Source organism: Paraburkholderia fungorum, assembly GCF_003610895.1.
Taxonomy (GTDB): Bacteria; Pseudomonadota; Gammaproteobacteria; order Burkholderiales; family Burkholderiaceae; genus Paraburkholderia; species Paraburkholderia fungorum_B.
In genome coordinates this window covers 29,222-47,989 of record NZ_MCAS01000056.1, presented here as the reverse complement: position 1 = coordinate 47,989, position 18,768 = coordinate 29,222, and the positions used below count along the sequence as shown (strand labels likewise).

At 58.2% G+C, this 18,768-nt stretch carries 20 protein-coding genes and 1 pseudogene; 7 read left to right on the top strand and 14 right to left on the bottom strand.

Annotated features, from left to right (window positions below):
• Position 1 precedes the first annotated feature (1 nt).
• The 6 genes from BCY88_RS34145 to BCY88_RS34120 all read right to left on the bottom strand — a co-directional run bounded on the left by BCY88_RS34145 (position 2) and on the right by BCY88_RS34120 (position 3,915).
• Positions 2 to 346 (bottom strand): putative holin, encoded by a 345-nt coding sequence (locus tag BCY88_RS34145; protein WP_030103260.1) that lies wholly within the window; start codon positions 344 to 346, stop codon positions 2 to 4.
• Between the two features lie 11 nt (positions 347 to 357).
• Positions 358 to 564: a tail protein X gene (locus tag BCY88_RS34140; RefSeq protein WP_120348507.1), complete on the bottom strand. Its 207-nt coding sequence runs from the start codon at positions 562 to 564 to the stop codon at positions 358 to 360.
• On the bottom strand, positions 564 to 1,055 hold the full coding sequence (locus BCY88_RS34135) for a head completion/stabilization protein (protein ID WP_120348506.1): 492 nt from the start codon (positions 1,053 to 1,055) through the stop codon (positions 564 to 566). The genes BCY88_RS34140 and BCY88_RS34135 overlap by 1 nt, the downstream gene beginning before the upstream one ends.
• 100 nt (positions 1,056 to 1,155) lie before the next feature.
• Entirely contained in the window at positions 1,156 to 1,836 is a 681-nt protein-coding gene (gene gpM, locus BCY88_RS34130) for a phage terminase small subunit (RefSeq protein WP_120348714.1), read from the bottom strand.
• On the bottom strand, positions 1,836 to 2,855 hold the full coding sequence (locus BCY88_RS34125) for a phage major capsid protein, P2 family (RefSeq protein WP_120348505.1): 1,020 nt from the start codon (positions 2,853 to 2,855) through the stop codon (positions 1,836 to 1,838). Before BCY88_RS34125 ends, gpM begins: the two co-directional genes overlap by 1 nt.
• Before the next feature lie 40 nt (positions 2,856 to 2,895).
• Entirely contained in the window at positions 2,896 to 3,915 is a 1,020-nt protein-coding gene (locus BCY88_RS34120) for a GPO family capsid scaffolding protein (RefSeq protein ID WP_120348504.1), read from the bottom strand.
• 153 nt (positions 3,916 to 4,068) lie between these two features.
• Here BCY88_RS34120 and BCY88_RS34115 point away from each other — a divergent pair, with 153 nt between their 5' ends.
• Both BCY88_RS34115 and BCY88_RS34110 read left to right on the top strand, forming a co-directional pair.
• Complete coding sequence (locus BCY88_RS34115; RefSeq protein ID WP_120348713.1) at positions 4,069 to 5,847, top strand: terminase ATPase subunit family protein; 1,779 nt, start codon at positions 4,069 to 4,071, stop codon at positions 5,845 to 5,847.
• Entirely contained in the window at positions 5,844 to 6,884 is a 1,041-nt protein-coding gene (locus tag BCY88_RS34110) for a phage portal protein (RefSeq protein ID WP_120348503.1), read from the top strand. The genes BCY88_RS34115 and BCY88_RS34110 overlap by 4 nt, the downstream gene beginning before the upstream one ends.
• 266 nt (positions 6,885 to 7,150) lie before the next feature.
• Here the strand turns inward: BCY88_RS34110 and BCY88_RS34105 are convergent, their stop codons facing one another.
• Positions 7,151 to 8,272 carry a sensor histidine kinase gene (locus BCY88_RS34105; protein WP_120348502.1) on the bottom strand — a complete coding sequence of 374 codons (1,122 nt, stop codon included), beginning with the start codon at positions 8,270 to 8,272 and terminating at the stop codon, positions 7,151 to 7,153.
• Between the two features lie 128 nt (positions 8,273 to 8,400).
• On the opposite strand from BCY88_RS34105, the gene BCY88_RS34100 reads away from it, so the two are divergent.
• Positions 8,401 to 8,781, top strand: a complete 381-nt coding sequence (locus BCY88_RS34100) for a response regulator (protein WP_120348501.1) — start codon at positions 8,401 to 8,403, stop codon at positions 8,779 to 8,781.
• A gap of 229 nt (positions 8,782 to 9,010) precedes the next feature.
• The gene (locus BCY88_RS34095; protein WP_120348500.1) at positions 9,011 to 9,301 is read left to right on the top strand and encodes a hypothetical protein; all 291 of its coding nucleotides are present in this window, start codon (positions 9,011 to 9,013) and stop codon (positions 9,299 to 9,301) included.
• 577 nt (positions 9,302 to 9,878) lie between these two features.
• Here BCY88_RS34095 and BCY88_RS34090 read toward each other — a convergent pair.
• Positions 9,879 to 11,048 (bottom strand): hypothetical protein, encoded by a 1,170-nt coding sequence (locus BCY88_RS34090; protein ID WP_147408596.1) that lies wholly within the window; start codon positions 11,046 to 11,048, stop codon positions 9,879 to 9,881.
• A 320-nt stretch (positions 11,049 to 11,368) separates the two neighbouring features.
• On the opposite strand from BCY88_RS34090, the gene BCY88_RS34085 reads away from it, so the two are divergent.
• Positions 11,369 to 12,136: a TraB/GumN family protein gene (locus tag BCY88_RS34085; RefSeq protein WP_120348498.1), complete on the top strand. Its 768-nt coding sequence runs from the start codon at positions 11,369 to 11,371 to the stop codon at positions 12,134 to 12,136.
• A gap of 65 nt (positions 12,137 to 12,201) precedes the next feature.
• Here the strand turns inward: BCY88_RS34085 and BCY88_RS34080 are convergent, their stop codons facing one another.
• From BCY88_RS34080 to BCY88_RS40585, 4 genes are all read right to left on the bottom strand, one after another.
• A complete protein-coding gene (locus tag BCY88_RS34080) occupies positions 12,202 to 12,414 on the bottom strand; it encodes an ogr/Delta-like zinc finger family protein (RefSeq protein ID WP_120348497.1) in 213 nt (70 codons plus the stop codon).
• The gene (locus tag BCY88_RS34075) at positions 12,411 to 12,665 is read right to left on the bottom strand and encodes an ogr/Delta-like zinc finger family protein (protein ID WP_120348496.1); all 255 of its coding nucleotides are present in this window, start codon (positions 12,663 to 12,665) and stop codon (positions 12,411 to 12,413) included. The genes BCY88_RS34080 and BCY88_RS34075 overlap by 4 nt, the downstream gene beginning before the upstream one ends.
• 465 nt (positions 12,666 to 13,130) lie before the next feature.
• Positions 13,131 to 14,042 (bottom strand): hypothetical protein, encoded by a 912-nt coding sequence (locus BCY88_RS34065; RefSeq protein WP_120348494.1) that lies wholly within the window; start codon positions 14,040 to 14,042, stop codon positions 13,131 to 13,133.
• A gap of 69 nt (positions 14,043 to 14,111) precedes the next feature.
• Positions 14,112 to 14,234: a hypothetical protein gene (locus BCY88_RS40585; RefSeq protein WP_259461602.1), complete on the bottom strand. Its 123-nt coding sequence runs from the start codon at positions 14,232 to 14,234 to the stop codon at positions 14,112 to 14,114.
• A gap of 537 nt (positions 14,235 to 14,771) precedes the next feature.
• Between BCY88_RS40585 and BCY88_RS34060 the strand changes: the two genes are divergently transcribed.
• Positions 14,772 to 15,101 (top strand): helix-turn-helix domain-containing protein, encoded by a 330-nt coding sequence (locus tag BCY88_RS34060; RefSeq protein WP_120348493.1) that lies wholly within the window; start codon positions 14,772 to 14,774, stop codon positions 15,099 to 15,101.
• Positions 15,102 to 15,249: 148 nt separating this feature from the next.
• Positions 15,250 to 15,714: pseudogene (locus BCY88_RS34055) on the top strand (helix-turn-helix domain-containing protein); the annotation flags it as partial.
• Here BCY88_RS34055 and BCY88_RS34050 read toward each other — a convergent pair.
• Both BCY88_RS34050 and BCY88_RS34045 read right to left on the bottom strand, forming a co-directional pair.
• On the bottom strand, positions 15,710 to 17,320 hold the full coding sequence (locus BCY88_RS34050) for a methyl-accepting chemotaxis protein (protein WP_120348492.1): 1,611 nt from the start codon (positions 17,318 to 17,320) through the stop codon (positions 15,710 to 15,712). The pseudogene BCY88_RS34055 and the gene BCY88_RS34050 overlap by 5 nt on opposite strands.
• Positions 17,307 to 18,731, bottom strand: a complete 1,425-nt coding sequence (locus BCY88_RS34045; RefSeq protein WP_183081523.1) for an MmgE/PrpD family protein — start codon at positions 18,729 to 18,731, stop codon at positions 17,307 to 17,309. Before BCY88_RS34045 ends, BCY88_RS34050 begins: the two co-directional genes overlap by 14 nt.
• Positions 18,732 to 18,768 lie beyond the last annotated feature (37 nt).

Below are 18,768 nucleotides of genomic sequence, written 5' to 3'. Positions count from 1 at the left end.
GTCACTCCCCTTTCTTGAGAAAGCCGAACAGATCCACCGTTTTGACCCGCTCGATCAGTTGCAGCGTGACGGTAATCACGAGCGCGGCCGCGAAGAACGCAGCGACTCCAGTCGAGCGGATCGGCGTCGCATTGACGATTTCGGATGCTGCGAGATAGCCCATCACGAGCGAAATCAGCATGTATGCGATGCGCTTCGCCACGCCGATATCCTTCGATGTCACGACGACAAGCGCCGCGCCAGTGAAAGCGCCGATCAGCGCATTACCGTCGATGCCAGGCGCGAGGCCTGCGAGGCCGATCGCAGCAGATAGCGCTGCGGCGGTGGTGGTGTTCGGTTCGGCCATAGCGGCTCCAATCAGTCAAACAGTTGCACAAGTGGCGCGGTGCTTTCGACGGTGTCGATCGCCGGCAGATACACGATCGTGTCCATTGGCAGCACGAGGCCCATATCGGCGAGGCCTGCATTCGCTTCGAGTACTGCCTCAACGGTTCCATCGGTGCGGCCGTAGTGACGCCAGCACAGCAGATCGACGGTGTCGCCCTGGAGTGTTTTCACTTCCATCAGATCAGCTCGATCGTTGAGCGCGGCAATCCGCGCATGTCACTCAGCGCCCAGCGGATATTCCGCCGCGCTTCGCAGATCGTCATTTCGAGGTCTTCGGCTTTCTGGCCACCCGATTTCGTCGAGTCGAAATCGCGGTACCGCTCGGTCAGGTCCGCGTGTGCGAGGTTGAACACGGCGCGGCGATAGCGCGCGAGCTGCACACTTTCGCCGCCGATGCGCGGTGCCGGTACGGCGGCCAGATCGGCGTAACCGGCTGCGATATGGTCGGCCTGCCATGTACCCAGCTCCGCATTAACACTTGCGATCGCATCGATCGTGGCGTCGCGCAAGCGCTCATGCGTCACGGTGCCGTCGAGGCGCATCGAGGCGCGCAAGGCGCTCATGTCGATGTCGGGAAACCAGCCATCGTTCTCGACGATCGCGGGATTGGCCGGTGAACCCGGTGTTTGGGGTGTGGTTAGTTCGGCGGTCGCGAGAAAGCTACTCATGGGATGGCTCAGAAAATGATGGCGGTGGGCCGGCGTCGGAAACGCGTTTCCGTCAGGTGTTGCGTTTCGTCAGCCGGCGCCGCCATGCCGGGGGGGCTCCTTACTTGCGGCCGGCTTTGGTGCCGGTCGCATCGCCTGGCTCGGTTTCGAGCCGGGCAATGTCCTGTTTCACGCCAGCGCGTTCGTCGAGCTGCAACGCGCGGCGTAGGTGATCGAGGGCCGACGCTCTATCGGTCTCCTGTAGCGCTTTGCCAAGCGCCTTATGCAGCTTGGCCCGCACCTGGTCGTGCATGTCGGCCGACCCGGTCAGCGTCATTACCTCGGCGAGCTGGCCCGCATCGAACGCTTCGCCAAGCTTGAACGCCGCTAGTGCCGCTTGTGCGAATTCCTCAGCGATCGCAGTTGCGAGCGGCCGGTCGTACTGGTCGGGCAGTGTCATGCGATGCGCGAGTGCGTACCGGGCGATATCGAGCGCGCCAGCGAAGTCACCGGCGTCAATGCGCCAGATCATCACGGTTGTAAGCACATCGTCCTGGGCGCCCCGCCCGCCGCTCAGTGCGCCCGCGACATAATCGACGTACTCGGGCAGCAGCTCGGCGCGCTTCACGTCGATCTTGCGTTCGATCGACTGGATCGCTTTCAGGCGCCTGCGATCGGTCGCAAGCTTCGCGAGCATCAGCTCGTATGCGCTCGCCCCGGCGAGGGATTCGCCAGGCGCGGCCGAAGCCGCCGCCAGTTCGGCCGAGACGCGTTCGTAATGGCGTTGGGCGGGACTTCTCATCATGCGGCCCTGGGCAGAAGCTCGATGTTTTCAGCCATCGCACCGCAGCCGAAATCTTCGACAACATACGCATCGTTGCTCGATTCGTAGTTCTCGATGCGGTCGCGCTTCGAGTTATCGACGATGTTGCGCCGGCGGCCACCGTCCTGTGTGTAGATCGACAGATTGTCGAAACGCGTAATCAGCAACGCATTAGCCGGGAAGAAAGGCACGCTCACCGCCGGCAGGCCGCCGATGCGTTTCTGGCTCACGATCACGTCGGCCGCGAGGGTTTCAGTCGGCGCCTGCGTCGTGTTGATGATCGGGAAATACTTGTCGTGCATGAGGCCACGGCCGCAGAAGACAAACAGGCCGGTATCGTCCTGGTGCCACGGGTCGACCATGCTCGCGAGAATATCGAAAACCACCGCGTCGAGGTTTTCGTAGTCGCCGCCCTTGCCTACCTGCACCTTACCTGCCGCTTTGACGCCTTCGTGCAGCACGCGGGATGGGGCTTCGTCGCGATACTTCTGCAACCAGCCCTTGTTGACGTCCTGCAACAGCGGGTTCTTGGCGCGATCGGACGTTGCCGCGCGTGACGTGCCATTGAAGCCGATCGCGATACGGTCGAGCGCCTGACGCTTCACGATCGCGTCGCGTAGGCGGGCCTGAAAATCGGCGAACTTCGCCCATGCGTCGAGCTTCGCATACGTGATGTGCGAATCGAAATTCGTCTGCGTGCAGATATAGCCACGTGCATCGAGGTCGCTAACGTCAGTCGTTGCGCGATCCTGCTTCGTGGTGTCAGTGGTGCCAGCGATCGGCGACCCGATGCCGAGGCCGAGCTTCTCGCCCTGCTGTTCGGTGACGCCGGTCACATTGATGCGTTTCAGGAAATCGCTCGACTCCTGAATGCGGGTCTCGAGCTTTTGCTGCACGCTCGGCGAGACAGCAAATTTCACGGCGGCGCTTTCGACGCCGCTCAGTTTGGCGATCGCTTCAACGTAGGCGTTGAAGGCAATCCGGGTTTCGTTGCGCATTTAAGAATTCTCCGGGAAACAGTGAGGGGACGAATGCGGGTTAGCAGTCGGTGACAACGGCAGCGGGGGCGCCGGTTGCGGGCGGCCGTGCCTGCGTGCCGCTGGTCGTCGAGAGCTGCGTGTGCAGTTCGTCGAATGCCTTGCGGTCGGCTTCGCGCAGATCGGACAGATCCTTGACGGTCTTCGCGAGAACCGCGACTGCGTCGGCCTGTTGCCTGCCATGCGTTGCAAGCGCTTCGACGGCCTGTCCTACGTCAGCGAATCGCGTTTCGTCGCTCGCGTCTTTTTTCTTCGACTTGCCGAGCAGTTCGGCAACGCGGGAGAACAGCGCGCCGATACTCGGCGTCGCGGCGGTTTCATCCAGCTCGATCGTCGCCAGCTCGGCCGCCGTGAAAAGGTTCGTCGGTTTCAGCTTGCGGGCCGCGAAAGGAGAATCGGCCGGGTTCTGAGCTGCAAAGGAAAGAATCTGCGTGCCGAGGCTCGCGGGACTATCGGTGACGGCCAGGCCAACCAGATACGCCTGATTCGTGTCGGCGAATGACGGATCGATCTCGCACGACGTGTAAATCTTCTGCTTTGCTTTCGTCAGTGCGACGAGGTCGGTCGTCGGGGTGATCTGTGCGTACAGGCCGAGCTTTCCGGCGAGCGGGCCGGTTTCGTCGCGGGTCTCCAGTGCGATCACGTCGCCGTATGCCTTGAACGGACTGTCAGGAATGATGCCGCGGTAGTGTTCAAGGTTCAGCCGTGCGCCGTACACATCGGGGTTGTAGTTCTTCGCCATCTGCACGATCGACGCGCGATCGATATTGCGGCCGTCACTCGTCGCCCCTTCGACAGCGATGCGGAAAAACTTCGTGGTCGCATGCTTCACCGACTCACCGGCGCCAGTCAGCGCGACAGAACCGATCGCCAGTGCGCCGGCGCCGAGGCGGTCACCGATGAAATCGGAATGGTTGAGAACGCTACTCACGGCGAGCGTCGCCGCGTGCGCGTCCATCGTGAAAGCGAACGCGATCGCCGCAACGGCGAACGACATGAGCGACAGCTTGCGAGATTGCATTTGTTAGGTCTCCAGCGGGTTGCAAGGTGGGTTAGGTGTGAGTCCATATCTTGCGTTCATGCTCGCCGCGGCTCAACGGTTGGCACATGTTCCCAATATGGGTACAGACGCCCGGGGATGCTCGCGCGTGCGCGTCGCGAGAAACTTGAGCCCATGCTAGAAACCGCTGAAATAGCCCCTGTACTTGAATCAAATGCCGACCCACGCCGTATAGCCCGTGCGCTTTACTGGCAGGGTTGGCGTGTCACGTCGATCGCGCGTCATCTGGAAATCAAACGCGCGACAGTCGAGGCGTGGAAACAGCGCGACGAATGGGACAAGGCGACGCCGATCGAGCGCATCGAGTCGTCGCTAGAAACACGGCTTGCGGTGCTGATTGCCAAGCCTGAGAAAGACGGCCGCGACTTCAAAGAGGTTGATTTGCTCATGCGGCAGGTCGAGCGCATGGCGCGCGTCCACAAGTACGGTGAGACAGGCAGGGAGAGCGATCTAAATCCCGCCATTCAGGCGCGCAACACAGCGCCACGCAAGGCCAAGGCAGCACGCAACGAATTTAGCGACGAACAGCGCGACAGGATCGTCGAGGCGTTCCGCGATTCGCTATTCGATTACCAAAAGGTCTGGTATCGCCAGCGCGATCAGCGCACGCGCAATATCCTCAAATCGCGGCAGATCGGCGCGACGTGGTATTTCGCCCGTGAGGCGTTGGTCGATGCGTTGGAGACCGGTCGCAATCAGATTTTTCTGTCCGCCAGCAAGGCACAGGCGCACGTGTTCCGGCAGTACATGTGCCAGTTCGCGCGCGAGGCCGCAGACGTTGATTTGACCGGTGAGCCGATCCTGCTGCCGAACGAGGCCATGCTTTACTTTCTCGGCACGAACGCCCGCACCGCGCAGAGCTATCACGGCAATTTCTATTTCGATGAGTATTTCTGGGTCGGTGGCTTTCGCAAGCTGAACAAGGTTGCATCGGGCATGGCGATGCATAGCAAGTGGAGAAAAACCTACTTTTCCACGCCATCGAGCATGCAGCATGAGGCTTACTCATTCTGGACAGGCGACCATTTCAACCGCGGCCGCGCCAAGTCCGATCACCTGCACCTGGACGTCACACACAAGGCGCTCGCACGTGGCCGGCTTTGCGAGGATCGCCAGTGGCGCCAGATCGTGACCGTCGAAGACGCCGTTGCCGGTGGCTGCAATCTGTTCGACCTTGCCGAGCTGGGGCTCGAATACAGTCCCGAGGAATATCTCAACCTGTTGATGTGTCACTTCATTGATGACACGGCATCGATTTTCCCGCTCGCCGACCTGCAGCGCTGCATGGTGGATTCGTGGGAGCTGTGGGAGGACTTCAAGCCACTGGCGCCCCGCCCTTTCGGTCACAGGCCCGTATGGGTCGGATACGACCCTGCGCTATCCGGCGACTCGGCCGGCCTGGTCGTGGTGGCGCCGCCGGTCGTGCCGGGTGGCAAATTCCGCGTGTTGCACAAGGAGCAATGGCGCGGCATGGACTTCGAAGCCCAGGCCGATGCAATCAGGCGTATCACTCAGGATTTCAACGTGGAATACATGGCAATCGACACGACCGGCATCGGCCAGGGCGTGTACCAGCTCGTTCGCCAGTTCTATCCGAATGCGGTTGCGCTCAACTACTCGCCAGAGGTTAAGGGCCGGCTCGTTCTCAAAGGCTTGTCGGTGATCGGTAAGGGCCGACTTGAGTTTGATGCCGGGTGGACTGATCTCGCGCAATCGTTCATGGCTATCCGCAAGACCATGACCCCAAGCGGGAAGCAGGTCACCTATGAGGCGAGCCGCAGTGAGGAAACCGGGCACGCTGATCTTGCGTGGGCGTGCCTGCATGCGCTCGGCAATGAACCGCTAGAGGGCATTACCGCCAACAACACAGGCTTTATGGAGTTTTCAAATTGAACAAGCGCAAACACAACCGACACACCGCGGCTTCGCCGGCGCCGGTGGCCGCTCCACCACGTGCCGAGGCGTTCACATTTGGCGACGCCATGCCCGTCATGGACCGCGCCGAGATTCTGGATTACGTCGAAAGCTGGTCGGCCGGTGACTGGTTCGAGCCACCGGTGTCATTTGCTGGTCTGGCGAAGTCGTTCCGCGCCGGCGTTCATCACAGTTCGGCGATCTACTTCAAGCGCAATGTGCTGTCGTCCACGTTCATCCCTCACAAATTGCTCACGCGCGAGGAATTCGACAAGTGGGCGCTTGACTTCATGGTGTTCGGCAATGCCTACCTTGAGAAGCAAACGAGCCGCCTTGGCGGGACGCTCGCGCTGAAGCGCGCACCGTCGAAATACATGCGCCGCGCGTCCGATCTGCAGCGCTTCTTTCAGGTGAGCGGCATACAGGAAAAGCACGAATTCGCGGCCGGTAGTGTTCATCACCTGATGGAACCGGATATCAATCAGGAAGTGTATGGCCTGCCCGAATATCTCGGCGCACTGCATGCGGCGTGGTTGAACGAGTCGGCCACCCTGTTTCGACGCCGCTACTATGAAAACGGATCCCATGCCGGGTTCATTCTGTACATGACGGACGCAGCTCAGAAACAGGAAGATGTGGACGCGTTACGCGAGGCGTTGAAAAACAGCAAAGGTCCGGGAAATTTCCGTAACCTGTTCATGTACGCGCCGGCCGGCAAAAAGGAAGGGATTCAGCTAATCCCGGTGTCCGAGGTCACGGCGAAGGACGAGTTTTTCAACATCAAGAACGTGACGCGCGACGACCTGCTCGCCGCGCATCGTGTACCGCCGCAGCTTATCGGTGTGGTGCCGAGCAACACAGGCGGGTTTGGAGCCGCAGACACGGCGGCCGAGGTATTCGGAGCGAACGAAATCGAACCGCTGCAGCGCCGCTTTACTCAGCTTAACGAGTGGATGGGTGATGAAGTCGTGCGCTTTCATCCCTACACCATCAAGCGGGCGGCCACCGCAGCTTGAGCCCCTTCCGCAGATGGCGACAGGCTCAGTTCGCCTCGTTTGCATTCATTCAATGTCAGTCGAACGACTGCTTAAACGTGCGAACGAGACATTCGGACGACCCTATATCCAGGGGCAATTGTCAGGCGCTCGCCGTCGCGCAAGGCTGCGATAGCCAAGCGAACGGCAAGCGGAGACTTTGCCGCGTGATCGTGAACGGGAGCCCTGCGCTTACAGGCGCTCACGCGAAGGTGCCAGGGCGGCCGATCCGAGGTGCATCACGAACGCTATTGGCGACGAGGCAGGCGCACAGCGAACACAGTTTCCGCCTCGTCGGACTGCGCCTCGATTTCACCTCCGTGGGCCTTGGCAATCTCGCGCGCGATATACAGACCGAGCCCCAGGTTGCCGTCGGCGTTATATGAGTCTTGTTGATTCAGGCCGCGCTGAAGCGGGTCGAAGATCCGTTGCAGAGTCGTTCGATCGATGGCAGGTCCCTGGTTTCTGACCTCGAAACGAACTTTCCGCTCTTCGCCGGTCATTACCACCCGTACGGGTGCGTCCGGCGCTCCGTATTTGATCGCATTCAACACCAGGTTGCCGAGCAGTTGCTGCAAACGGCGGCCGTCCCAAACTCCCCGACAGTCCCCTTCCACTTCCAGATCGATCTGACGGTCTGGGTGTGCTGCCCGCAACTGGTCGAGTTCGTCGGCAAGCAGTGTCTCCAGGTTGCCATCTGTCGGCGCGATATTGATCCCCAAACCCAGCCTGGTTCGATTGAAATCAAGCATATCGTTCAGAAGGGCCTGCATGCGAGCGCCGCTCCTGATCAAGCGGGATGCGGCTACGGAAACCTGCTCCCCGGCGTTCAGTGCTGCCAGATACTGGGCCGTCATCAGGATGGTCTGTAGTGGGCTGCGCATGTCATGCCCGAGCATGCCAAGCAGGAGATTGCGAGCCTGATCTACCTGCGCACTGAAAAACCCGACCGATTCGGCTAGTGCCTGGTCGATCGCCTCGTTGAACCGGATGACATCGTCCGGATGTGGTGCTTCGGGCTGACATTCGTCCATCCAGAGGCGCAGGACGCTCGCGCGCAAGGCTCGGTACTCCGCAGCCAGCTGGTTAATGTCGAATCCGCCTCGTGCCCGCACAAGGGCATGCGTCTGCGCAGCTGTCTCTGGAGCCCCAATCAGCACCGGGGCTCGTCCCATCGACTTTTCGGCTTGCGCCTTCCTTGTCTGGGCCGTCGACAGATCCTTCGCTACTGCGTGCAGAATCTGTTGCGCATGGTCTCGCAGAGCGAGCGATTTCATGTCCCCGGCAGCCGGCAACAGCGTAGCGGCGAAGGTTTCCCACTGCACCAGAATCGTTTCCATGTCGCGCAGGATGAAGTCAGCCAATCGCATGTTTAACCTCAAAGAAGCGGAAAAAGTCAGTAGGGACAGATCCCTGAATCTATATTACGCGCAAGTAGCTGCTTTGATTCTATCGGGTCCCTAAATTGCGTGACATAGGGGCAACCTACAGGAACCTAATGTCCACTGCGAAAGCTGAGCGCTTACTCATCGCGGACGACGACCCGGATTTGGTCGATGCCTACGTGCTGTTCTTCAAGGCTTACGGTTACATCATCCAAACGGCTGTGGACGGTGTAAGCGCGCTCGCCGCCTACTACGCCTGGCGTCCTGATGTGGTGATGCTCGATATCCAGATGCCCCGTATGGACGGTCACGCGGTGGCGAGAGAAATCCGGCGTATGGGCGTCATCCCCCGCCCGTTCTTGCTGGCGTTAAGCGGACTGCGTGCCCCTTCCGAAAGGGTCGAATCGTTTAAGGCCGGTTTCGATCACCATTTTGTAAAACCGGCCGAGCTGTCGGTCATTGCGGCTGCAATAGCGTCCCGCCCAACCATTTGAGAGCCGACGTTTTACGGGAGAAAGAAAGCGGCGTCGAGCAGCTGCTTCCGAAGGGCGTCTGACAGACCGTTTGACCGGTCCAGCCGTCTCGTAAGCGGGGTAGTCGGCCCGTACGATGGAGGCTATTGGCAAGAACGTTCCTGCGTGCGGCCGTGCGAAAAATTTGAACCACTGACGGTACTTTGTGCTGGTAATAATGATTTATTGAAAATAGAGCGGGAGAGCTGGAATGCCGAAGAAAACTATCTCCGATGCCGCGATGGCGCTGGGCCGTATGACATACATGCTGGAACTGGTAAGGGGTAGTTCGCATATCGCCAGTACGCGCAAACCGGAGACATTGAACGGTGCCATCGCCGAGGTGCTTGAGGGGTTCTGCCAGTTGCACGGCGCGCCGGAATTGGGCGTTTTCCGAGAGATACTCGCACAGGACGTCGAGCGACGGGGGAATCAGGGTGCCGCTTCCGCTGTACGCAGTTTTAGTCCGGGAGAGTGTGCGAAGCGGACGTCCACCTCCTGACCTTGACCGACTCTTGATGGCCGACTTGAGCCCGATGATGACCGGCTCTGATCGGGCGCAATTAGTGATTGGGCTTGAGGGCCGCCTTCAATAACTCCGTTTCTCTACTGTAAAGACGTGGCGACGATAGGCTCCCGGCGCGTTTTCCCGCACGACGGCGGGCTGGCGCCGGTCCGGCAGCCAGCGCGCCGACCGCCGGTCGGTCGTACGGGCCGTGGGTGGTCCAGACTGCTTCAGGATCGCAGTCCCCCTCCCCGCCTGCCCTCCTCTTCGGTGCCTTGTTTTGATGCAGTTGGCCGCTCGTCGGCGCGGTGCCAGTCTGCACGGGGCGGCGGCCGATTTCTGGGCCGGCCGAGTGATGCGATGTGATGCGCGCGGCGATTGTTTCAGACGGTCCGATCCGCAGATTTTGTATTGCTTCGCCTCTGCCGTTTAGGCGTTGGCAGCTTGGGCGGGAACATTCAGAGCTTCATGCGATATGTGTGACCGCACGTTGCGTCGTCGCACTGAAAATCACAGTGTTAGAAACTAATATTTTGAAATCTCTGTATATATAAATTTATTTACTGGATGTATTTTATATGGTGTTCGATTGCAGTTTAGGTGGATACTTCATCATAAACTCAATGCTGTCAATTTGATCGATCTGATGGGCAGAGTAGTCGACGAAGAAATAAACCTTCGCGGCAGGCGGTGGTGCCGGAACATCGATTCCAAGATCGACGGCATGCGTTGCCCCACCATACAGGCGAATAATCAAGGCGAGATTAAATTTGTCACCTATTTGCACAGGAAATAGTGTCATTGCATGGCGATTAGATGGAACGCCACTAAATATAGGCCTCAACGCGTCATTTTCATCTGCGGAAATCAAAAGAATGTCTTTTTTGCCAGTCAGAATACCGGCCTTCGTTCGCTTGAATGCCCGGTCCCTTATGTATTTCTCGCCAAAAGTCCATGCGACAAGATTCAACCCTATCTTGGCAAGGACGCGAACGTAGATCTTGGGATCGATCGTCATTGAAATCGACAACGATGGTTTTTCTAGTGCCTGATAGGGCGGCAGTGGTGTTTCAGACAGCTTCGCGATGGCGTACCGGAGGTCTGCAAGGAGTGGCGCAATGTTGTCGGTCGCAGACAGTCGGAGCGCAATTTGCCCAGCGGTGCGTTGATAAAGTGTCGGGTGTCTCGCTGGTCGATTTTCTATCGAAATCGATGGAAATGACTCGCGCCAAAGACATTTTTCAGGAGGCACATCAAGTATTTCGTCAGCCTCCGGGTGGTAGCCATCATTTACCCATTTAAAATTTGTTAGCTTGTAGATTGCGCGGCCATTTGAGCCCAATTCTTTTGCGACGACCGGAATCAAGTCATCTATTATTTCGCGCGCCGCGTCAATAAAATTTCCAAAATCACCCCGGTCGTCGCCGGTGACTACCGCTTCGCCGCCGCCTCTGAGTACGATCTGCATAAGCGTAACTGCTTGCCCACCAGCGAGTAGTTCCGCCTCGACCTCACCGTGTTCCGGCAAAGCAATGGTCGTTGACAGCGTGTCAATCGTGGGGATACTCGCTTTTTTCCCCTTTCCGCGACCTTGTGCCTGTAGAAAAATACGCGCGAATGCCGCTGGCGAGGAGCGCATAAACTGCCGCTCAAGCGGTGAGAAGACTGTGGTGTTGCACACGCCACAAACTAGGTCCCGTAGCATAAAACGTCTATCGTCGCCTCCGATGCCAGCAGGAAACATATGTTCGTCTGTGAACTTTCTAGGTTTGTCGCAATAGATGCACGTTCGAGGCATACGCGAATGTCAATTTCCGTCGCTGAGAATTGGGATACAGATGCAATCGGTCAACTGAGTAGCATGCGACCAGTATAACTAGGGAAACAAGAAGTCCGCAGACGGCACTACAAGCGCTATGGCGGCTCGGGCGTCACCACAACTAGCGGTGATTCGTCGTTGGGGTCGTTAACAAGAGCCTCTGAGGGGCTGCAAACAGAGCAAGCTGATACACTTCGCGAAAACCAGACGGCGCAATCACTTCCACGCAATTGGCGAGGTTTCGCATGCTATGGCAACTTCAGGGCTCCAATACCTATGTATTGGGATCGATCCATGCTACAGACATGAACCCTGTGCAGCTTTTGCAAGAGGAGGAAATTGCGTTTTCGAAAGCCACTCATGTCTTCTTTGAGATCGATTACGCGGATTCCGTCGACCTCGCCCCTACGTTACTTCCCCCAAACGCCCATCTTCCAGAGTTCATCACCGCGGACACCTATACCGCCACCCGCGCACACTGGACGCACCTAGGTCTCGACGAAAAATCCCTGCTCACGATTAAACCCGGCTGGGCGGCTCTTCAGCTCATGGGCCATGCAGTGCAGGCCGCGGGATACACACCTCAACTCGGTGTGGACGCCCAACTCTGGAATCGAGCGAAATGCGAAGCGAAGCGGATCGGTAACCTCGAATCGAGAAGCGAACAGATACGCATATTGGCGACGGCGCCCATTGAGGAACAAGTCGCCTTTCTCGCCCACGTAGTGGCCCTTGACGCCGGACTTTCTGAATTTCGCGAGATGCTCGCTGCTTGGAAAAACCGCGATGCTCCTTTCTTCGAAAGGTTCCTATCCGCGCGGATCGCACTCATGCCGAAAACGACCTCCGAACTCATCTGGCGTCGGAACACGAACTGGATTCCAACTGTTCTCGAAAAAGCACGACAACCGGAGCCAACTCTATTTGTTGTCGGCGCCCTCCATCTTGCAGGGTCAATCGGCCTACCCAATCTGCTCGCGCAACAAGGGCAAAAGCTCTTACGCCAAGCGTAAAAGCCAGACGCGGTTTTTCGTGTACTCTCGAAGGCCGCAGCTTACGAGTCGATAGCTCTCGGCGCTTATTCGTTGAACTGCAACCCGATTGTCTCCGGTCGCGACCGTTTTGGAATCGGAAGCTCGGGCGGAAACATCTGAAGGCGTGTGCGGTACGTGTGGCCGCAGGTCACGTTGTCGCACTGGAAATCGATCATCCAGGCCGTGTCAGACTCCTTCTCGGTCGCTCGGGCGATCCCGCGCGTGGTGCAGTGGGGGCATGCGATCGTGAATCTCATGCCATCCTCGCGAATTGCATCGTCGTGCGAGCGTTGACTGCGCCACACAACGTTCGCGACGGGCGTACTTCGAGAGTCACGCCTGTGCGCGGGCGTGACGACGCAGACAACGAGAACAGAATTTCCAACGCCGCCGGCGTCCTATAACCACAATCGTCACAAACAAAGTACATGCGTCGCAACGTCGCAGACATGCTCTCGGTATGCCGAGCGTCAATCTCGCCACCGCAGCACGGACAATCTATCTTCATTCCCATAGCTCGACCTCTGATCTCTAAAAAGGGAATCGCCCCGGGTTTTGGTCTTCCGTAGTAAGCGGACTTTGGTCCCTTCGCACGCTCGCATTTCCCATTCGAGTCGCATTTTCCAGCTCGTGCGTACAGTTATTGACACGAGTCCTAGAGTCCCCTGGATCGACTCATTTACGCCGACGGTACGCGTCAGCAGATTCGATCTTGGCGTTGAGCTCCCGGGTAAGGTCGTACGCCTCTTTCCTAGCCTCTGCCTCTGATAGCGTCCTGTCGGGAGGCAGCAGCGGCGCGCCGCGGGACTCGAACCAGTGCAACTCACGAATCGGCTCTGCTCTGATTTCATCCCATACCCGAAAGGTTCCGCCCCTTGTGAGTGGCGCAAGTCCAAGAGGGCCGTCGTGCGTGACGTAATAACGTGGCATGTCGTTTCTCCCAATCAAATTGCATCGCATCGTACCCGCCTGCTCACTGCACGGTCGATTGTTGCTCTTTTTTCCGCTTCAGGGCTCCGCTAAGCATCGCCTTGATCGACCCGCCCGGTGGAAGCGATCGTGCCGATTCCGCGACCTGGGCGGAAAACGCCGCGTCACGACGCGCCATTTCTGCAAGCTGCTTTTTTCTGGTTTCACGTCCCGCGCTCACACGCCCCGCGTGTTCGGGCATGAAAACACCGCTCTTTGCGTCATTGATCATGCTGGCGAAGAATTTCGCCGGGTAACGGATACCGCCCGCCTGTATAGCGCCCTGCCATTCGTCCAGAATCTGCTGCTTAAGGTCGGACGCTAGGCCACCCATCAAGGTCGTCATAGCGGCCCGTTTGTTGATTTCTAGGTTCTCAGGCCAGATCAATGCAACGCCACCGCCCCCCTTCGCTTCGTCTCCCCTACTAACGTATGTAGTGGCGGAGGAGGTATTAGTAAGAGCTTCTCCGGATACCGGGTGTGTGTCGGCTTTTGCCGACTGCACCCTGTCGGTTTCCGGACGTTGAGCCTTTACTGCCGAAGGTTTCCTTGTGTCGGCTTGACCTGTCGGCTTCCTGTCGGCTTTTTTCTGGACGCATGAATCCGTTTCAGCGAGAAGCGTTCGAAAAACAAGATTTTTTTCAGTCGATTCGCAGCGCAGTAACCCTGCTTTTTCAAGCTGGCGTGCAATGCGCCGTATCGCTTCAATTGACGGGACCGTTGCTTTGACGCCCTGCCGCGGTTCGACGTAGATCCACTCGCGCAGGGCTTGCCATGAGATGCGTGGCGCGATGCCGACCATACCCGTTGCGAAATCCATGCGTGGTCGGATCGCCATTACATAGAGCGCGATCGCTTCGTATCCAAGGCCATAAAGCGCCTGCATTTCAGCTTCACAAAGCTTGATTGAGGCCATGTGTGCCGCCCTCCGTCACGTCGCACAGCATCACATGTTCAAAAGAAACGTATTCGGAATTTTCAGGCGTCATCGCGTCACAGTTCCGTCGTTGGTGATCTTGACGAGCGCGAGCGCCGTGACCATGAAGAAGCCCGCGGCAACAAAGCCGGATAGCATTCCGGCCCCGAACATGATCCAGTCAGAGGTCATCTTCCCCACTCTCTCAATTGACGAACAAGAAGCGCCAGCGCAATCGATACAACGATGAGAGCGGCCACCAACAGGACCGCTGTCACCGCGATGGCGGTCATCCGCGGCGGCGGTTAGAAAACAGATCGAGCGCGAATACGCCGACCGCAATACCCGCAAGAAACGCGATGAACAGGACCGTTCCCATTACGCGCCGAGCCAGTAAAAGAAGGAGTTGATTGCAGAAATCCGGCGTGCACGACGCTCCAGTGGACTGACAACGGAGAATCCGCCATGTGAAGATCTACGAATTTGTAACGAAATGCGTCCCATTTTTACCTCGTGATAATCCCATCCCGACCACTGGAAAAAGCCACCCCGGCCTTGTCAGATGGGGCTCAAGCGTCGATTGGAAGGGTAGATTACCGACGGCTTACGGGGTGACTTTCCGCAAGGATAGTGTCATTTAGTGACACATGTCAATCGATGACATGTTGTCATTTGATGCCTACTGTCATACGCTGCCAGTAGGGTAGATTTCCACAAAGGGGTTCGGGAATGAAAACGACTGTTGAATATCTGGACGCGTTGCGCGAAAAGCTTCACTTGCCGTCCGACTACGCTGCAGCAAAAGTGCTGGGCGTCACGCCATCGACGGTTAGCAAGTACCGGCTTGGACGTTCGGTTTTTGACGAGAAAGTTGCCATTCAGGCAGCGGAGTTGATCGGTATCGATCCGCTTGAAGTGATTTCCGCGTGTAAGGCGGAAAGCGCATCGGACGACCACATCCGTGCGGTGTGGACCGGGGCTTGGGAAAAATTCTCCGCGGGTTTTCGGTCGCTGGTGCTACGCGCTAATGCTTGCGGGGCTCTTGTCTCGCAGGTGTAACACCAGCTTTAATTAGTCACTTTACTGTCGATAAATTATCAACAACAAATGTGTTAGTCCAAAGTTCAGATGTCGCGTTTCCGCTAAATTGAAATGTCGTGTTTGCGGGTCCAGGCTGGCTGCCAGTATCCCTTGAGGAGCGCTGGCCATGGACGCATCTGGGACGATCACCATGTCGATGACTGAGCTGGACCGGCTGAAGGTTGTACAGGCCGTATGTGAGCGGCGTCTGAAGCCAGGCCAGGCGGCAGACCGGCTGGCGTTAAGCGTGCGCCAGGTCGAACGGCTGGTGCTGCGCTACGAGGCAGCCGGCGTAGCCGGGCTGGTGTCAGGCAAGCGCGGCCGACCGGGCAATCATCAGTTAGCCGATGGCATGGCGCGACGCGCACTGGCTGTGATTCGCGAGCGCTATGCCGATTTCGGGCCGACGCTGGCCTGCGAGAAGCTGTACGAATGTCACGGCATCCGGCTTGCCAAGCTGATCCAGATTGACGGCAGCGATCACCGGTGGTTTGAGGAACGCGCGCCGGCGTGCACGCTGCTGGTGTTCATCGACGACGCGACCAGCCGGCTGATGGCGCTGCACTTCACGGCAACCGAGTCGACCTTCAGCTCTTCGAGGCGATGCACGCGTAACTTGAATATGCCGCTCCCGGCCCGCACGCAATCATCCTTGCGAGACGGAACATATTGACGATGTCGCGAAGCATCTGCGCCTGCTCCTGCATCGACTGCGCCGCGGCGGCGGCCTGTTCGACCATCGCTGCGTTCTGTTGCGTTGCCTCATCCATGTGCGTGATCGCGATATTCACCTGCTCGATGCCGCGAGTCTGCTCTTCGGACGCCGCGGAGATTTCACTGATGATATCGGTCACGCGTTGCACTGAATGGACCAGCGACCGCATCGTACTGCCAGCCTTTTCTACAAGTGCCTTGCCATTTTCGACCCGCTCGACTGAGTCCTCAATGAGACGCTTGATCTCTTTGGCCGCTTCCGAGCTGCGGTGCGCGAGGTTGCGCACCTCTCCAGCGACCACCGCAAAACCCCTTCCCTCCTCACCCGCACGAGCTGCCTCGACAGCCGCATTGAGCGCCAGGATGTTGGTCTGGAATGCAATGCCCTCGATGACCGAAATGATATCAACGACCCGCACAGAACTGCTCGCGATGCTCTGCATCGTTACAACCACCTGTTGCATCGCCTCGCCTCCTTCAACGGCCATACGCGAAGTGGTTAGTGCCATTTGATTGGCCTGCCGCGCGTTGTCCGCGTTCTGCTTGACGGTCGCGGTCAGCTCTTCCATGCTTGCCGCCGTTTCGCCGAGCGACGACGCCTGCTCTTCGGTGCGAGCCGACAGGTCCAGGTTGCCCGCCGCAATCTGCCCTGCGGCTACGGTAATCGTCTCCGTCCCGCTGTGAATGCGACGAATTGTGTCGGCCAGCCGGCGCTGCATGCGTTGCATTGCAAACAGCATGCTGCCGCTATCGCCGGCCCTGAGCGTGACGTCGTGTGAGAGATCGCCGTCAGCGATCCCTTCTGCGACCGCGGCCGCGTATGCAGGCTCACCCCCAAGGCTACGTTTGACATTGCGGATGATGATCACGAGCGCGACCGATCCCAGGCTGCCGATTACGAAGACCATGACCAGGTAGCTCAGCAAGTTGCTCCTGAAGGCATCATCGACGTCGTCGACATAGACGCCCGAGATCAGATACCAGTCCCACGGCGCGAAGCGCTTCACGAAACTGATCTTCGAAATATAGTCTGTCTTGCCGGGCAGGCGCGCCATATAGTCGACAAAACCTTCGCCCTTCGCCTGTGCGACCTTGACCATCTCCACGAACAGGAGCTTGCCGTTGGGGTCCGCGGAGGTGCTCACGTCCTTATTGCGCAAATCGGCGAGGACCGGATGCATGATGACGACTGGTGTTGCCGTAGTAATGACCATGTAGCCGTGGCCAGGAAAACGCATGGCCGAGAGTCGCGCCATTGCCTGCTGCTGGGCTTGCGCCTGCGTCAATTCGTTTCGCCCGGCCATCTTTGCGTATTCCGCGACGACTCCCTCCGCCGCATCGACCACGTCCTCAATTGCTGCCTTGCGCCCCGCCAACATGGCATTGCGCGACTGGATTGCAGCCCAGCCCCCGAGGAACAGAAGGCCAAGCCACATGATGAGCAATGCAAACCATAGCTTTGTGTTCAAACTAAAACGGTTCACTCTTATCCCCACGTCGAAATTTTGACCCAAGCAGGTCGGAGAGCTCAGCAAGATCAGGGAGTTCTTCGAGGTTTGCAACGATTTCGACGATTCGCTGTGCCCCTCTTTGCGACATGCAGGTGGCTACGTTGCTGCGAAACTTACGCTCGATCTCACTTGGCGACACGTCGTCCTCCGGGCTTCCTCGGCGCGCGAGTACTTCACGCTTGAACACTTGCCCAGTGAACGTGCGAACGCTGACACGGCAGGCATGTCGATACGCTGGGCCCATTTGCTCCAACTCTGGATCCTCGAACGCGCGGATTCGCGGAATGAAGGCAAGCACGTCCGCATTTGCGATACAACTATCGTCGTAGTGAGCAGCCGTCACGTCGCCGTATAGAGCCATCATCGCCATACCGTAGGCCAGATTCATCTGGGCGGCCGTTACCCCGCCAGGTTTGTACTGCCACGCCGTATGAACGAACGTCATATGCCCGCAACCCACCTCGATTGACTCAATGTCGCGTGCGCTTAACTCTCCATCGCTGATAATCTGCTTTAAAGCGTCCAGCGATGTGTGGATGCTCGTGACATTCGGATACATTTTGAAACCGACCTTTCCCGCTTCCCAGTCGGAACCCAGTCCCTGAGTAAGCTTGTCGAGACAATAGTCCCGCGAAAACGAACTAAGGAACCCGCCGTAGTCAACCTCCAACACGTTTTCAATGCCCGTGAAACCTCGTGCGCCAAGGAGCGCCGCCATCAGGCCACTCTGCGACGCTCGACCAGCGTGCAAGCGCTTTACCATTGCGCCTTCCTGCGCCGCCATCAATCCCGAGCCCAGCGAACCGGCAATGCCAAGCGCATGCTGTGCGGATTTCGCATCAAGTCGTAAGAGGTTTGCAGCAGTAGCGGCCGAGATGAAGGCCCCGGTAGTGCCTTGGGGATGAAAACCGTTGAGGAACAGCGCTGTGGTCGCGGCGTTTCCGACACGAAGACCCACCTCGTAGCCGGCGACAATGGCAGTTAGCACGTCACGCCCTCGTGTTCCCGACCGCACCTCTGCAAGTGCAAGCGCCACCGGCACGGCAATCGAATTGGGATGAAGCACCGACTCTTTGTGAATGTCATCCATTTCGAAAGCGTGCCCCGCAGTGCTGTTGACCAGCACGGCTTGAGTCAATGAGGTTCGCTTACCGGTTCCCCACAGTCCTGCCACAGGGGTCCCTCCCTCGACCAGCGCTAAATCTCTCAGCAGTTTCGTCCAGGGAAGCTGCGCGCCATGCAAACAGACTCCTAACCCGTCAAGCACATGCAGTTTGATTCGCTTTACCAACGAGGTTGGAATATCTGAAAACTGCAAACTCGCAGCAAAACTGGCCAAGGCATGCGTTTGACCGAGGGAGTTGTGCGTCGTCGGGTTAGTCATCTGATGATTCTCCATCAATTGTCGCGATTGTCATGTC

Excerpts from the sequence above, each read along its gene's own strand:
- BCY88_RS34125 (WP_120348505.1), bottom strand. The coding sequence starts at position 2,855 with ATGCGCAACGAAACCCGGATTGCCTTCAACGCCTACGTTGAAGCGATC.
- BCY88_RS34115 (WP_120348713.1), top strand. The coding sequence starts at position 4,069 with ATGCTAGAAACCGCTGAAATAGCCCCTGTACTTGAATCAAATGCCGAC.
- BCY88_RS34145 (WP_030103260.1), bottom strand. The coding sequence starts at position 346 with ATGGCCGAACCGAACACCACCACCGCCGCAGCGCTATCTGCTGCGATC.
- BCY88_RS34065 (WP_120348494.1), bottom strand. The coding sequence starts at position 14,042 with ATGGCCTCAATCAAGCTTTGTGAAGCTGAAATGCAGGCGCTTTATGGC.
- gpM (WP_120348714.1), bottom strand. The coding sequence starts at position 1,836 with ATGAGAAGTCCCGCCCAACGCCATTACGAACGCGTCTCGGCCGAACTG.
- BCY88_RS34075 (WP_120348496.1), bottom strand. The coding sequence starts at position 12,665 with ATGAAGATAGATTGTCCGTGCTGCGGTGGCGAGATTGACGCTCGGCAT.
- BCY88_RS34085 (WP_120348498.1), top strand. The coding sequence starts at position 11,369 with ATGCTATGGCAACTTCAGGGCTCCAATACCTATGTATTGGGATCGATC.
- BCY88_RS34140 (WP_120348507.1), bottom strand. The coding sequence starts at position 564 with ATGGAAGTGAAAACACTCCAGGGCGACACCGTCGATCTGCTGTGCTGG.
- BCY88_RS34120 (WP_120348504.1), bottom strand. The coding sequence starts at position 3,915 with ATGCAATCTCGCAAGCTGTCGCTCATGTCGTTCGCCGTTGCGGCGATC.
- BCY88_RS34105 (WP_120348502.1), bottom strand. The coding sequence starts at position 8,272 with ATGCGATTGGCTGACTTCATCCTGCGCGACATGGAAACGATTCTGGTG.
- BCY88_RS34100 (WP_120348501.1), top strand. The coding sequence starts at position 8,401 with ATGTCCACTGCGAAAGCTGAGCGCTTACTCATCGCGGACGACGACCCG.
- BCY88_RS34060 (WP_120348493.1), top strand. The coding sequence starts at position 14,772 with ATGAAAACGACTGTTGAATATCTGGACGCGTTGCGCGAAAAGCTTCAC.
- BCY88_RS34080 (WP_120348497.1), bottom strand. The coding sequence starts at position 12,414 with ATGAGATTCACGATCGCATGCCCCCACTGCACCACGCGCGGGATCGCC.
- BCY88_RS40585 (WP_259461602.1), bottom strand. The coding sequence starts at position 14,234 with ATGACCTCTGACTGGATCATGTTCGGGGCCGGAATGCTATCCGGCTTT.
- BCY88_RS34045 (WP_183081523.1), bottom strand. The coding sequence starts at position 18,731 with ATGACTAACCCGACGACGCACAACTCCCTCGGTCAAACGCATGCCTTG.
- BCY88_RS34135 (WP_120348506.1), bottom strand. The coding sequence starts at position 1,055 with ATGAGTAGCTTTCTCGCGACCGCCGAACTAACCACACCCCAAACACCG.
- BCY88_RS34095 (WP_120348500.1), top strand. The coding sequence starts at position 9,011 with ATGCCGAAGAAAACTATCTCCGATGCCGCGATGGCGCTGGGCCGTATG.
- BCY88_RS34090 (WP_147408596.1), bottom strand. The coding sequence starts at position 11,048 with ATGTTTCCTGCTGGCATCGGAGGCGACGATAGACGTTTTATGCTACGG.